This window comes from Paenarthrobacter sp. TE4293, from assembly GCF_050435325.1.
Classification (GTDB): Bacteria; Actinomycetota; Actinomycetes; order Actinomycetales; family Micrococcaceae; genus Arthrobacter; species Arthrobacter nitroguajacolicus_C.
Map to the genome: position 1 here is coordinate 265,774 of NZ_JBNJRY010000005.1, position 14,373 is coordinate 280,146.

The 14,373-nt window shown below is 64.0% G+C and carries 13 protein-coding genes; 6 read left to right on the forward strand and 7 right to left on the reverse strand.

All coding sequences use genetic code 11. From position 1 onward, the window contains the following. Position 1: 1 nt before the first annotated feature. The 4 genes from dnaK to QF015_RS12370 all read right to left on the reverse strand — a co-directional run bounded on the left by dnaK (position 2) and on the right by QF015_RS12370 (position 4,740). Positions 2–1,867, reverse strand: a complete 1,866-nt coding sequence (gene dnaK, locus QF015_RS12355) for a molecular chaperone DnaK (protein ID WP_310210855.1) — start codon at positions 1,865–1,867, stop codon at positions 2–4. Between the two features lie 446 nt (positions 1,868–2,313). After that, entirely contained in the window at positions 2,314–3,207 is an 894-nt protein-coding gene (locus QF015_RS12360) for a DUF817 domain-containing protein (RefSeq protein ID WP_310210858.1), read from the reverse strand. Next, positions 3,200–3,991, reverse strand: coding sequence for an oxygenase MpaB family protein (locus QF015_RS12365; protein WP_429389340.1), 792 nt, complete (start codon positions 3,989–3,991; stop codon positions 3,200–3,202). The genes QF015_RS12360 and QF015_RS12365 overlap by 8 nt, the downstream gene beginning before the upstream one ends. A gap of 17 nt (positions 3,992–4,008) precedes the next feature. Next, on the reverse strand, positions 4,009–4,740 hold the full coding sequence (locus QF015_RS12370) for a TetR/AcrR family transcriptional regulator (protein ID WP_429389342.1): 732 nt from the start codon (positions 4,738–4,740) through the stop codon (positions 4,009–4,011). A 138-nt stretch (positions 4,741–4,878) separates the two neighbouring features. Between QF015_RS12370 and QF015_RS12375 the strand changes: the two genes are divergently transcribed. Further along, complete coding sequence (locus tag QF015_RS12375) at positions 4,879–5,811, forward strand: NAD-dependent epimerase/dehydratase family protein (RefSeq protein WP_429389344.1); 933 nt, start codon at positions 4,879–4,881, stop codon at positions 5,809–5,811. Positions 5,812–5,821: 10 nt separating this feature from the next. On the opposite strand, the gene QF015_RS12380 is transcribed toward QF015_RS12375, so the two are convergent. Continuing rightward, the gene (locus QF015_RS12380; RefSeq protein ID WP_429389346.1) at positions 5,822–6,673 is read right to left on the reverse strand and encodes a phytanoyl-CoA dioxygenase family protein; all 852 of its coding nucleotides are present in this window, start codon (positions 6,671–6,673) and stop codon (positions 5,822–5,824) included. A gap of 110 nt (positions 6,674–6,783) precedes the next feature. On the opposite strand from QF015_RS12380, the gene QF015_RS12385 reads away from it, so the two are divergent. Further along, positions 6,784–7,632: a helix-turn-helix domain-containing protein gene (locus tag QF015_RS12385; RefSeq protein ID WP_429389348.1), complete on the forward strand. Its 849-nt coding sequence runs from the start codon at positions 6,784–6,786 to the stop codon at positions 7,630–7,632. Positions 7,633–7,643: 11 nt separating this feature from the next. On the opposite strand, the gene QF015_RS12390 is transcribed toward QF015_RS12385, so the two are convergent. Continuing rightward, positions 7,644–8,252, reverse strand: a complete 609-nt coding sequence (locus QF015_RS12390; RefSeq protein ID WP_310210878.1) for a dihydrofolate reductase family protein — start codon at positions 8,250–8,252, stop codon at positions 7,644–7,646. A 157-nt stretch (positions 8,253–8,409) separates the two neighbouring features. Here QF015_RS12390 and QF015_RS12395 point away from each other — a divergent pair, with 157 nt between their 5' ends. Beyond that, positions 8,410–8,919 carry a methyltransferase family protein gene (locus QF015_RS12395; RefSeq protein WP_429389351.1) on the forward strand — a complete coding sequence of 170 codons (510 nt, stop codon included), beginning with the start codon at positions 8,410–8,412 and terminating at the stop codon, positions 8,917–8,919. A gap of 95 nt (positions 8,920–9,014) precedes the next feature. After that, entirely contained in the window at positions 9,015–11,447 is a 2,433-nt protein-coding gene (locus tag QF015_RS12400) for an HAD-IC family P-type ATPase (protein ID WP_429389353.1), read from the forward strand. Here the strand turns inward: QF015_RS12400 and QF015_RS12405 are convergent. Next, positions 11,426–11,839, reverse strand: a complete 414-nt coding sequence (locus QF015_RS12405) for a hypothetical protein (RefSeq protein ID WP_310210887.1) — start codon at positions 11,837–11,839, stop codon at positions 11,426–11,428. The two genes, QF015_RS12400 and QF015_RS12405, sit on opposite strands and share 22 nt — an antisense overlap. A 133-nt stretch (positions 11,840–11,972) precedes the next feature. On the opposite strand from QF015_RS12405, the gene QF015_RS12410 reads away from it, so the two are divergent. Together QF015_RS12410 and QF015_RS12415 are read left to right on the forward strand one after the other, a co-directional pair. Further along, positions 11,973–13,580, forward strand: coding sequence for an alkaline phosphatase D family protein (locus QF015_RS12410; RefSeq protein WP_429389355.1), 1,608 nt, complete (start codon positions 11,973–11,975; stop codon positions 13,578–13,580). Between the two features lie 103 nt (positions 13,581–13,683). Further along, the gene (locus tag QF015_RS12415; protein WP_310210892.1) at positions 13,684–14,346 is read left to right on the forward strand and encodes a hypothetical protein; all 663 of its coding nucleotides are present in this window, start codon (positions 13,684–13,686) and stop codon (positions 14,344–14,346) included. Positions 14,347–14,373 lie beyond the last annotated feature (27 nt).

Genomic DNA, 14,373 nt, shown 5'->3' on the forward strand with positions numbered 1-14,373 from the left:
GCTACTTCTTCGCTTCGTCTTCGTCGATGATTTCGGCGTCGACGATGTCTTCTTCGTCAGCAGCCTTTTCACCGGCGGGAGCACCTTCTGCACCGGCACCCGGAGCGTCAGCTGCGGCGGCCTGCGAGTAGATGGCTTCGCCGAGCTTTGTCTGGGAAGCCTGGAGCTTCTCGAACGCAGTCTTCACGGCGGCGTCGTCGGTGCCTTCCAGCGCGGACTTGAGGGCGTCGACGTCGGCCTTCACCTCGGTCTTGACCTCTTCGGGCAGCTTGTCGTCGTTGTCGGCGATCAGCTTGTCCACGGAGTAGGCGAGCTGCTCGGCGGAGTTACGGGTGTCCGTAGCTTCGCGGCGGGCCTTGTCCTCAGCAGCGTGCTCTTCGGCTTCACGGACCATGCGGTCGATGTCGTCCTTGGACAGTGCAGTGCCACCGGTGATGGTCATGGACTGTTCCTTGCCGGTGCCCTTGTCCTTGGCGGACACGTGGACGATGCCGTTGGCGTCGATGTCGAAGGTGACCTCGACCTGCGGGACACCACGCGGTGCCGGAGCGATACCGGTCAGTTCGAACGTGCCCAGCGGCTTGTTGTCGCGGGTGAATTCACGCTCGCCCTGGAAGACCTGGATGGCCACGGACGGCTGGTTGTCGTCAGCGGTGGTGAAGGTCTCGGAACGCTTGGTGGGGATTGCCGTGTTGCGCTCGATGAGGTGCGTCATGACGCCACCCTTGGTTTCGATGCCAAGGGACAGCGGGGTGACGTCGATCAGGAGAACGTCCTTGCGCTCGCCCTTGAGGACGCCGGCCTGCAGTGCGGCACCAACGGCCACAACTTCGTCCGGGTTGACGCCCTTGTTGGGCTCCTTGCCGCCAGCGAGTTCCTTGACGAGCTCGGAGACAGCAGGCATACGGGTGGAGCCACCGACGAGGACGATGTGATCGATGTCGGAAACCTTGATGCCGGCTTCTGCAATGACGTCCTGGAACGGCTTCTTGGTGCGGTCCAGCAAGTCCTTGGTCAGGTCCTGGAACTTGGCACGGGTCAGCTGCTCATCCAGGTGGACCGGGCCGTCGGGGGTGACGGACAGGTACTGGAGGGAGATGTTGGTGCTGGTGGAGGAGGACAATTCCTTCTTGGCCTGCTCTGCAGCTTCACGCAGACGCTGGAGGGCGATCTTGTCCTTGGAGAGGTCGATGCCCTTGACCTTGAGCTGGCTCAGGAGCCACTCGACGATGCGGTTGTCCCAGTCGTCGCCACCGAGGCGGTTGTCACCGGCGGTTGCGCGGACCTGGATGGTGGAGAAGTTGTCTTCGTCCTTGCCCACCTCGAGGAGGGAGACGTCGAAGGTTCCGCCACCGAGGTCGAAGACCAGGATGAGTTCATCTTCCTTGCCCTTGTCCAGGCCGTAAGCCAGTGCAGCCGCAGTGGGCTCGTTGACAATGCGGAGGACGTTGAGGCCTGCGATTTCGCCGGCTTCCTTGGTGGACTGGCGCTCGGCGTCGTTGAAGTAGGCCGGAACGGTGATCACAGCGTCGGTGACCTTTTCGCCCAGGTAGCTCTCGGCGTCGTTCTTGAGCTTCATGAGGATACGCGCGGAGATTTCCTGCGGCGTGTACTTCTTGTCATCGATGGCGACGTTCCAGTCGGTGCCCATGTGGCGCTTGACGGAAGCGATGGTGCGGTCGATGTTGTTGACGGCCTGGCGCTTGGCGATTTCGCCGACCAGGACCTCGCCGGACTTGGAGAACGCAACGACCGACGGCGTGGTGCGGCCGCCTTCGGCGTTGGCGATAACGGTGGGCTCGCCACCTTCGAGAACAGAGACCACGGAGTTGGTGGTTCCGAGGTCGATACCTACTGCACGTGACATATCTTGTTTCCTTTCAATGGCCGATGTTGGAGATTGCCGTTGGCAGCGGTCCGCTGGGCGGTCTACGTGCCGGAAGCCTGCTCAACAATCGGCTAGTTGAGCGTTCTGCACTCAACTGTACTCAGCCTCAGATTTAAGTCAATCCAAAGTTGAGTCAAGTTGACTCAAGTCTGACTTGTGGCAAAAGGAATTCGTTGAAATCACGGGCCTGAGGGGTTGGTTTCGCCGACGGTGAACTGCCAGACTGACGCGATGGGGTTCTCGGGATCCCCCTCCCGGCAGATTTCACGCTCTGGCCCGGAACCAACTCCTGGCCGGCGGCCGGCTGCGCGGGCGGGCGGGTTCGGCATCGTGATTGACGCCCAACGCACCCCCCCCAAGTCAACCCTTCAACCTAGCCCGCGTGTCCGACGTCGAGCCCTTACTGCTCGCCCGGCGCGCGTCCGTCAAGGCGCTACGCGGCGAAGCTTAGGGACCTCGGCGGCGCCAGCAGCATCCAACGGCTCCGGCTTGTACACCCACGCCACCAGCACCACCGAGATGATCATCAGCAGGAACCACGCCAGCAGTTTGTCGATGGAGACCGCCTGCCAGCCGTTCAGCTGGTTCGGGTACAGCCAGGCGCGGGACCACGTGCCGATGTTTTCGGCGAACCAAATGAACAGCGCCACCAGCAGGAAAGACACCAGGATGGGCATCTTGAAGCGACGGCGGAACACCCGGAAGTGCATCACACACCGTCCATAGACAAGCACGACGGCGGCGAGCAGCACCCAGCGCAAGTCGACGATGTAGTGGTGAGAGAAGAAATTGAGGTAGATCGCGCCCGCCACAATGGCCGTGATCCATCGCCGGGGGTAGCGGTCAAAGCGAAGGTCGAACAGCCGGAACACGCGCACCATATAGGAACCCACGGCGGCGTACATGAAACCGCTGAACAACGGCACGGCCCCGATACGGAGGAAACCCTCGGCCTCGTAAGCCCATGAGCCGACGTCCGTTTTGAACAACTCCATCACGGTGCCCACCACGTGGAACAGCAGGATCACCCTCAGTTCCCGCAGCGTTTCCAGTTTGAAGCTGATCATCAGAACCTGGATAACGACGGCGGCGATGGTCAGGAAGTCGTTCCGGGCAAGCGCGGCGTCATCCGGGTACCAGAGGCGGGCGGCGATGATCACCGCGAGCAACGCAGCACCGAACACACACGCCCATGCCTGTTTCAGCCCGAACACCACAAACTCGGTGAGCCCCGCCCGGGCGCGCCCACCACGTGCATTGTCCAGATATCGGTGGGCGAGGGCATCAATGGATTCTTCCACCGAGGTGGAGCTACGCATGCGGCACCCTGGGTTCCGCAACAAGCCGGCGCAGGTAGTGGTCTCGGGGCCAATGCCGGATCCGCTGTGGCAGCCGGGGATATACCCGGCCCATCAGGCGCATGGTCCGCTCGAAGCGGCGCGCGTGCCCCGCGCTCCATTCAAAACCGAAGCCTTCGCGCAGGTGATCGGGCAACAGGCCTGCGGTCAGGAAACGCGCCAGCGGCATGGCCAGGCGCAAGAGCTGCGGCCCACCTGCCGGGTAGAGCAGGTCCCGGGCCACGCCCAGCGCTTTATCGTCCGGCTGGAGTCCGTGCACGTGGGCGTCCCAATACACTGCGAAGGCGGCGCGGTCAGCCGGCCACATGTCCGCCGGAAGCTGCAGGGCTGTCCCGATCCGCGCATACTCGCGGTAGATACGGTCGGCCGTACCGTCGTCGAGCGTTCCATGGACCTGCTCATAGACGGTGACAGCCGTGTCGTAAAGAGTGGCGACCACCCAGAGTTGGGACTCGGCGTCGAACGCGTTGTACCCCCTGGAGGCGCCGTCGGGCCCGCGGCGGACCGGTGCATGGGCGCGATTGACGGCGCGGCGAACGGACCTCAACTGCTCCTCGGAGCCGTACACCACCGCATAGACGTAGGTCATGGTGGCGCGGAGCCTGTCCATGGGGCGCTCCGCGAAATTACTGTGCTCAGCTACGCCGTGCCCCACCTTGGGGTCGGCGATTTGCAGGAGAATGGCGCGTCCGGCACCGGCGAGCAGGACGCCCTCCGCACCGATATCCGCCAGCCCTCGAACCATCTGAATACTGTAGCGCCCTAGCCTTGGAGCCCCACGACGCCCTGAAGGACGCTCAGCTGATGCCCAAAGAGCTCCTCGCGGGCCTTGAACGTATCCGGGCCATACTGGCCAAAGACCTCGAAGCTGACGGCCCCGAACAGCGACGTCCAGACCAAAACACCGCGAGCCAGTGAAGCGTCGGGGGCCGCAAGATTCATCTCGGTCCGAATGGCAGCCAGGTCTGCGGCCAGTCCCTCGGGAATTACGACGCCGGGACTCACCTCGGCGTCCAGGGCACCTGCCCGGAAGGCGGCATCGAAAATGTGGACGAGTCGGACGATGACGCGCGTTCCAGGAACGGTGGTGCGCTCGCCGGGAGCCTGATACCCGGGGACGGGGCTGCCGAACAGCAGGGCGTAGCTGGCCGGTTCACGGATGGCCCACGCCCGGACGGCTGTGGCCAATGCCCTGAATTGCCCCGCGAAGTCACTCTCCGGGACGGAGTCCACGGCTGCGTCGACCTCGTCGCCGAGCTCGTTGTAGCCGTCAATCAGCAGGAGCGTGAGGAGCTCGTCGCGGTTCTCGACATAGCGATAGACGGCCGAGGACACGACTCCCAGATCCCTGGCGACGGCGCGAAGGGACAAGGCCGCAGCGCCGTGAAGGGCCAGATGCTCACGGCCGAGGCGAACGATGTCGGCGATGGTTTGCGTGCGGGCACGTTCTCGCGGCGTCGGGGGTTTGACCCGGGTGGATTCGACGGACGTCATGCACACCAGCTTGCCACAACAGAGAGCGCTGGCAACAAACGAGAGCGCTGCTCTTGACATTCATTCTGCGGCAGTTTATGCTGATTGAGAGAGCAGTGCTCTCGCTTTTGATTCCACCAAAACGAAGGAAGGCCCAGCATGTACGTCGTCACCGGAGCAGGACCCGTCGGATACACCATCGCCGAACAACTCGCCGATGCAGGACACAAGGTACGGGTCCTGACACGCTCGGGCAGCGGTCCAGAGCATCCGCTCGTTGAACGGGTTCGGGCGGACGTCTCGGATCCTGCGCAGCTGAATGAGGCGATTCAGGGCGCAACCGCCGTTTTCCACTGCATCCACGGATCGGCCTACCGGGCATCAGCCTGGGCCGCCGAACTCCCCCACGCCGAGCAAGTGGTGATGGATGCAGCGGCAGCCGCGGGCGCCGTCGTCGTCTTCCCCGAAAGCCTCTACTCGTACAGCGAGCCTGACAACGTCATGACCGAAGCCAGTCCACGGGCCGCAACCGGCGGCAAGCGCGGCATCCGGACCGCCTTGCTGGCGGCCCGGCAAGCGCATGCGGCCGACACCGTAAGCGTTGTGGCAGGCGACTTCTTTGGCCCGCGGGTGAAGATGGCCCACGCCGGGGAGCGGATGGTGGCCCCCATCCTGGCGGGCAAGGCAGTGCAGTTCATCGGGAGCGCACGCCAGTCGCACTCGTTCACCTACGTCCCGGACCTCGCCGCCGCCATGATTGCGGCAGCGCAAAAGCCGGAACTCTGGAATACGGTGCTGCATGCCCCCACCGGCCCGGCCGTCACCCAAGGCGAAATGGCCGCCGCACACGCATCAGCCGCAGGCGTTGCTGCACCCAAAGTGGGCGCCGTGCCCGGATGGGTGCTGCGGGTGGCGGGCGTCTTTTCAACGGACATGCGCGAGCTGGTCGAATTGCTGTACCAGTTCGAGCGTCCGTTCGTCATGGATTCCTCGGTCAGCCAGCGGCTCCTCGGCCTTGAGCCGACTCCTTTGGCCGAAGCCACGGCGGCAACCATGGCGTGGTGGGGCGATGCCGTCCTTCAGGCGAAGTAACGGCGGGCGGTTAGAGGCCGTCGTCGTCATTCCAATGGTCCTGCCAACGCCAATCGATAGGTTCGCTCAGGCGCTGGTAGCGGATATCGGTGGACAGGCGCATGGTCCCGCCGCGGTCCACATTGTCCAAGGCGGCGTGGACGATATGCGCTGAATGGACCACCACATCGCCCACCTCGTAGTCCGTCACCAGCCACCGGGCGTCACGTTCCTCCGCCAGCCCAGGGAGATCCGCGGTGATGGAGGCGGCCGGCTTCTTCAGAGTTCCTTCACGCTCCTCGGCCATCACCCAGTGGTGGCTGCCCTCGAGGTAGGCCAAACCGCCCCGCTCCCGCGGGCAATCACCCAACGGAATCCACATGGAGAGGACGCGGTCGCTGCCCTCGCGGAGATAGACGAGGTCGTAGTGGGCCTGCGTGGCCGTGCCGATGCCGCCCTCTCCGGGTTTGGTGTGGCGAATGATTTTCCGCCGGTGCAGATGGACGTCATCTTCGAGGAACCAGGCAAACCAGCCGGCAATCCCCTGTGCAGTACACAGTGCTTGATACTCCGGTCCCGGAACGATGCGGTCGAAGAGGCCCCGGCGCAGCGCAGCACGGTCCACTTCTCCCGGCGCCGCAATCCCTTCACGCGGATCCGTTCCTGCCTGGTACACGTTGGCTTCGCCCAGAGAAGCAAAGTAGAACGTGCGGAAGTCCAGCAGCTGGTCCGGATTGAGCTGTCCCTTCAAGTAGAGGTAACCGTCGCGGCGGAGTCGTGACCACAGTGCGTCACGATCTGCGCGTTCAGTAGGGGGTACCGGTTCCAGCTCGGCCAAACGGGAATCCGATTCGTCCAGGACGTAGCCATTCGAAGTCAACATAGTGTCCAGATTGGCAGTGGCTTTAGGTGAAGTGAATGGACTCCGGTTTCTATCACTTGGACTTTTGTGTGGCTTGTCTTGGCGAGTGGGGCCGGGCAGCATTGAGGTCCATGGACGATTGGTCAACCTACCGGCATCCCGCCCCTCCCCTCCGGGACCTTGGCTTGGCGTGCCTGGGCGCTGGTGAACAAAGCGGTCTGCTGCCGTCCTTTGCCGACCGGACCCTCAGCAGCCACGCCGTGGTGCTGGTCTCCGAAGGATCCGGTCACTTCGCTGTGGATGGCAGGCGGTACGAGGTTCGTGCTCCCGCGGTTATCTGGCTCTTTCCAGGCGTAAGCCACGGGTACGGGCCTGGGCCCCGGGGATGGAAGGAACATTGGCTGCTGTTCACGGGACCGATGGCAAGAGCCATGCAGGAAATGGGGTGCTTTACGCGCGAGCACCCGATGCTGTTGCTTGATGATTCGTCGACGTCGGGCCTTGCGGACGTACTTGGACTTTTCCCGCTGCTGCGTTCAGCTCTCTCAGCAAGCGGAACGCACGGTGACCTGGATGCTTCCGTTCTCAGCCAGCGCGTGCTGGTTGGAGCCGGCATGCAGCGGAACAAAGGGCCCCAGGAAGCGGGGAGGGACGATGACCAACTGCTCGCCAGGCTCAGCGAGACAGCCCATCTCCCGCTGAGCCTCTCCCAACTGGCAGACTCCCTGCAGGTCTCGGTTCCTGAGCTGCGGCATTCAGTGCAAGCAGCCACCGGGGTGGGTCCCAAGGAGCTCATGATCCAGCTGCGGATATCGCGCGCCCAGTCACTCCTGGCAGACACTGCCCTGCCCGTTCAAAGGATCGCTTCACTCGCCGGCTACGAGGATCCCGCCTACTTCAGCCGGCTCTTCACCAAGAAGACCGGCCGTTCACCGAGCCAATTCCGCCGGGAGCACCAGCGTGCCGAGCCTGCGCGGTAGTGCGGCCGCGGCTACGTCTGGCTTATATCAATGCCCGTGACCGGATCACCGGCGCGGTCGTAGGCGAGTAGAACGGCGCCATTCGGGAATGCTTGCGGCGGCTGCGCCACCCGGAATGCGGCGGGCACGCCGGTGCCGTCCGCAAACAAGCGTTTGCCCGATCCGAAGGTGAGTGGATAGAGGTAGAGGTTCAGCCGGTCAACGAGGTCGGCTTCAAGCAATGACCGGGCGAGGTCGCCGCTGCCGATGACATGGATGTCTTTGTACTCGTCCTTCAGCGCGGCAACCTCCGACACTTCCGCCAGCGCCGTGGTTCCTTCCCAGCCCGGATCGGTCAGGGTTCGCGACACCACGAACTTTGGCAGGGCGTTGAACGTGTCGGCAATATGGTCGCTTTGGTGGGGCCAAAAACCCGCGAAGATGTCGTAGGTCTTGCGGCCGAGCAACAGCGCATCCATGCGGTCGATTCCTGCGACGATCGCGGCGCCGGCCTCTTCGTCTGAATACGCCGCCTGCCAGCCGCCGAACTCGAAGCCTCCCGACGGATCCTCGTCTGGACCGCCTGGCGCTTGGTACACGCCGTCGAGAGTGATGAAAAGGTCAAGGGAAAGGATTCCCATGGTTATGCTCCTTGGGGTAAGTGGTCCCGGGCCTGCTCGTGGATGCCGGCCATCCTAGTCCTGCTGCGGCGCGGGCGGGAGGGTGCCCGGAATTGGCGCCCGGCGGGGCTGCCATCTCCCCTCGCGCACCCGGAGCAACCGGACTATTCTGTCGCCCATGGCCCAGGCAAAATCGCCAGCACGCGCATGGATCGGGACCATCGTGTTCCTCTTCATGGCCCCCGGCGTGGTCGCAGGCCTCATCCCTTGGCTTGTCACCGGCTGGCGTGGGCACGACTGGGGCAGCACGGCCTGGTTCGTGGTTCCGCTTTCCTGGGTAGCCATCGCTGCAGGAGTAGTTTTCCTCCTGCACGCCTTCGCATTGTTCGCCCTGCATCGGGGGACGCCCGCGCCGATTGCCCCGACAGAAACCCTGGTGGTGACGGGAGTCTACAGATTCGTGCGGAATCCGATGTACCTCGCGGTCCTCAGCATCATTCTCGGCCAGGCCCTGCTGTTCGCCAGCTGGGGACTGGTCATATACGCGGTGATTGCTTTGACCGCTGTGGTGGCTTTCGTGAAGGGGTACGAGGAACCTACCCTCACGGAGACCTACGGGGAGCAATACCTCGCCTACCGTCGCAACGTTCCTGGGTGGTGGCCGAGGCTGACGCCGTGGCAACGCTGACGACGGCGACTTAACGCCCGGCGGCTGGCATACTCGATCCCATCGCACCACCGTTCGATGACAATCTTTGAACCATCTCAACAACGGGGGCATGAGTGCCACACGAGAAGGACCACCCAGGTGCTGCCGTCCAGCAAAGGACGGCCTCGCAAGGACTCACTACGGCCGAGGTGGCTGAGAGGATCGCCGCCGGACAAACCAACGCGTTCGTCCAGGACACCAGCCGCAGCGTCTGGAGCATCGTCCGCGCCAACGTTCTGACGCTCTTCAACGGCATCATCCTGGCCTGCTTCATCGTCCTTTTCGCGATTGGCCGCTGGCAGGATGCCCTGTTTGGTTTCAGTGCCATCGCCAACGCAGTCATTGGCAGCGTCCAGGAATACCGGGCAAAACGGGCCTTGGACCGGCTGGCACTGCTGAACGCGCCGCATGCGCGGGTGATGAGGGACGGCTCCGAGGCAGACATCGGCTTGGACGATGTGGTGCTGGACGACACCCTTGTCCTGAGGGCCGGCGATCAAGTGCCTGCCGACGGCATGGTGACCGGCTCACGGGGACTCCAAGTGGACGAGTCCATGCTGACCGGGGAATCCGACGCCGTGGAGAAGGTCGACGGCGACCGCGTCCTGTCCGGATCGGTGGTGGTCGCCGGGGAAGGCACCGCGGGGGTGGACCGGGTGGGGGCGGATTCCTTTGCGAACTCGCTCGCGGCCGAGGCCAAGCGCTTCTCCCTGGTGGCTTCGGAACTTCGATCCTCAATCGATCGCGTCCTGAAGTGGGTGACCTGGTTCGTGGGTCCCGTGGCGTTGCTGGTTTTGAACGCCCAGATGATGGCCCAGGGCGGGTGGGCGGAGGCTTCCGCAAGTGGCGCCTGGCGGGACGCAGCGACGGCGACCATCGCCTCCGTCGTCGCCATGGTGCCGCTGGGGCTGGTGCTCATGACCAGCATTACCTTCGCTGTGGGGGCAGTGAAGCTGGCCCGTCAGCAGGTGCTGGTCCAGGAGCTTCCGGCTGTCGAGGGCCTGGCACGCGTCGACATCATCTGCCTGGACAAAACCGGTACCCTCACCCAAGGCGACATTGTTTTCGACGCCGCCCACTCCCTGACCCAGCGTCCTGGTTGGGAGTCCATACTCTCCTGGTACGGAGTGCAAAACGACGCCAACGCAACCGCCCGCAGCCTTGCAGGGCACTTCACCACTCCGCCCCCGGCGCATCCGCCGATCGACCGGGTTCCCTTCTCGTCAGCGCGCAAGTGGAGCGCGGTAATTTTCGACGACGGCATGTGGATCCTGGGTGGTCCCGAAATGGTCTTCCCGGGACGCAGTTCCACCGACCCCATGCGCGGGCAGCTCGCCACCCAGGCCGCGGAGTTGGCCACCACCGGTCGCCGCACGCTGGTCCTGGCCCACGGCACTCCAACCACCGACGAGACCGTGCCGGCCGATGCCGTCCCCGTGGCCTTGTTGACGTTCCGCGAGAATATCCGCCCCGACGCAGCGGAGACGCTCAGGTACTTCGCCGCCCAGGATGTGGATGTCCGGATCATCTCGGGTGATAACCCGCAGACGGTAGCCGCGATCGCCCGGGAAGTCGGCTTGGATGCCCCTCATGGCTTTGACGCCCGGGAGTTGCCGGACGATGACCAGGAATTCCTGGAAGCCATCAAGAACAACGTGGTTTTCGGCCGGGTCACTCCGGACGAGAAGAAACGCATTGTGGTGGCGTTGAAGTCGGCGGGCCACACCGTGGCCATGACCGGCGACGGCGTGAACGATGCCCTGGCCATCAAGGAAGCCGACATCGGGGTGGCCATGAATTCCGGTGCCGCCGCCACCAAAGCTGTGGCCCGGCTGGTACTCCTCGACGGGAAATTCTCGCATCTGCCCAGCGTGGTGGCAGAGGGCAGGCAGGTCATCGCCAACATTGAGCGCGTCTCCATGCTGTTCCTCACGAAGACCGCCTACGCCACATTCCTGGCCATCTCCTTTGGCATCCTCTTGCTGCCGTTCCCGTTCCTTCCCCGGCAACTGAGCGTGACTGACGGCCTGACCATCGGCATTCCGGCGTTCTTCCTGGCCTTGTTGCCCAACGCCCAGCGCTACATTCCCGGTTTCCTGCGGCGATCCTTGACCTTCGCGGTACCGGCCGGCGTGGCCGTGACGTTGGGACTTGCCTCCTACGCCCGGCTCGCCGCAAACATAACGATCCCCGAAGCGGAGATCCGGACCGGGTCGACCCTCATCCTGGCGATCATTGGCATCTGGATCCTGGTGGTGCTCTCCCGTCCCGTGACGCGTTTCAAGGGCCTGGTGATCGGCGCGATGATGATCGGACTCGTCCTGGTCTATTCCGTGCCGATAGCCCGGGACTTCCTGCAGTTCACCGACCCAACCCTGCCCACGGCTTTACTGGTCCTGGGTACTTCGGTGGCCTGTATTGCTCTCATAGAGATCGTCCGCTTCGTCCACCGACGCGTAGCGTACAGGGACGCCCAGGAAGCTCTTCACCCCCGGGCATCGAAGTAGCGGCGTCCTCGTCGCACCCACAGCGGTACCACCACGGCTATCGTGGCCAGTGACTGGACGATGACAGCTGACCAATCCCCGTCTCCGGCAATGATGAGGTCCAGCACGGCAAATGCCAGGCCGAGCAGCATGACCGCGGTTGCGCCGCGACGGCCGGCCTCGCTCCCGCGCGCCACCCCTGAGGCCAAGCCGATCACCAACAGGCCGAACAGGATCATCCCGGCGCCCAGCAGCGTGATCGGAAAGGCTGCGCCGCCGGACTGGGCCTCCGGTGTGTAGCGAAGGAAGATCGTCAAGATTCCCAGGATGATTTGGGCGATGCCGCCGATGTACATCAGCACCACCGAGAACGTCACCGTACCGGGCCGCTGAGGGCTGTCCGCCGTCGTCATGAACTGAGCATAGACGAGCCATCAGGGCAGCCGGCACCGCTTCAGGCAGGGGTAACACCTTTTGTCACACAATTAACCACTCATTCACATCACCCTTGAATCCAGTCAACCCGGGCTTCCTAGGGTCGATCCCATGGAAAACATCTCCCGTAGATCCCTCATCTCAGCCGGCCTCGGGGCCGGACTCGTCGCCGGCGTGTCAGCAGCGTTGCCGGGCACCGCCGTGGCGAGTCCCGCCGTCGCGGTTTCAACAGCGGACGACGCCGGTCTACGCACCGACCCCTTCACGCTCGGCATCGCGTCGGGCGAACCATGGCCCGACGGTGTTGTCATCTGGACCCGCTTGGCGGTGAACCCCGTGGCCGAGGACGGACTGGGGAGCATGCCGTCGCGCAACGTCGCCGTGGCCTGGGAAGTCGCAGAGGACCCGGCGATGCGCCGGGTAGTAGCCCGCGGCGTCGAACATGCCAGGATTGAAACCGCCCACTCGGTGCACGTCGAGCTCAAGGGCCTCAAGCCGGGGCGGGAGTACTTCTACCGTTTCCGCACCGGTCGGCACCTGAGCGAGGTGGGGCGGACGCTGACCAGTCCGGCACCCGGCGAGACCCCCGCTGCCCTGGCCATGGCGTTCGCCAGTTGCGCCCAGTACGAGCACGGCTATTTCACTGCGTACAAGCGCCTGGCCGAGGACCACCCGGACCTGGTGCTCCACCTTGGCGACTACCTCTACGAGTACAAAAAGGACAGCTACGTGATCGGCGGCGGGAACCCCCGCGATCATGAGGGGCCGGAAACCGTCAGCCTCGCGGGCTACCGCCAGCGGCACGCCCAATACAAAGCCGACGCCGATCTTCAGGCTGCGCACGCCATCGCGCCGTGGCTGGTGGTGTGGGACGACCATGAGGTGGACAACAACTGGGCGGACGACATCCCTGAGAACAGCGACGCCGGCCAACTCAACGACACCACGGAGCATTTCAGGCAGCGCCGTTCAGCTGCGTTCCAGGCGTACTACGAGAACATGCCGCTGCGTTCGTCGTCGGTTCCGGCTGGGTTCGACATGAAGATCTACCGCACCATCCAGTGGGGGCAGCTGGCCAACTTCCACATGATGGACACCCGGCAGTACCGTGACGACCAGCTCGCCGGCGACGGCTGGCAGAAGAACGTTGCAGGGCGTTGGGACGAGAACCGGACCATCACCGGCGCCGAGCAGGAGAAGTGGCTGCTGGACGGCTTCCGGAACTCCACGCAGCGTTGGGACATTCTGGGCCAGCAGGTATTCTTCGCCGAACGGGACCGCGACAAGGCGCCGAACATCGATGACGTTTCCATGGATGGCTGGGACGGCTATGCCGCGTCCCGCCGCCGCATCACCCAAGGCTGGGTGGACGCCAAGGTGCGCAACGCCGTCGTGCTGACCGGTGACGTCCACCGCCACTGGGCCACCGACCTCAAGGTGGACTACAAGGACCCGGCAGCGCCTGTGGTCGGTTCGGAACTGGTGTGCACGTCCATTACCTCCACCGGTGATGGCACTGGATCCACTACGGACCCGACCATGGCCTGGAACCCGCACCTGAAGTTCTACAACGACAACCGTGGCTATGTGAACACGCGCATTACCAAGGACGCCCTGACGGCGGACTTCCGGGTACTGGATTACGTCACCACGCCGGGTGCCGCGGTCAGCACCAAAAAGTCCTTCACGATCACCGACGGCGTTCCGGGCCTGACCTGACCCCGGCGCGGGAGTCTTTTGTGCAAAAACTCGATCACGGCGGACGGCGGGAGTAGCCTTGTTCCAGTTGATTTAGTGGATTCCGTCCGGCTGGGGTTCTGCCGTGGGCCTTGTTCGTTCTTCACTGTCCGACCTTCTGCTGGTACTCGCGGAGGCCGCCGCTCCACAGCGGCTAAGGTTCGACGACGGGTCCCCGGTTGCCGTTGTTCCCCCGCCGGACGCTCCGGTCACCGTCCGCGCTTCGTCCCTCACCCGGGTGGGGCGGTCCCGGCACAACGGGCCTGTCCTGGAGCTGGAATTGCGTGTGTCGGTCCAATGCCATGGACCGCAGCAGCTGGACCTCATGGAACGGCTCCTGCTGGCAGTTGAGCTGCATGGGGATTACGCCGTGGTTTCCAAGGGCGACATGACACGAGCCGAGCAGTCCGACGTTTCCTCCCAGGGCCTGGGGTTCTTGGTGTGCGTGCCGGTTTCCCTGGGCTTCGACGAACCATCGGAGGCACCCGAACGACTCACCTCCGGCCCCAATTCCAGCACGGGCCGCAGGATCCAGGGACGCCTGGTTGATGTCCACAACAAGGGAATCCCTGATGCGTACATCCACGCCCACTCGTCCGCGTCAGCCGCCAGGAGCGACGCCACCGGGCACTTCGAAGTCCCCGCGTCCATGGAGGAGCTGCAACACTTTGCCGTAGCCGTGGACGGAACCGAAAGGGAAGTCTCAGCGATCGCCGGCGACCTTCCGGTGGTGATCCGCTGGGTGTGAACCCGCTGTTTTTGGAACAGTTTGCCC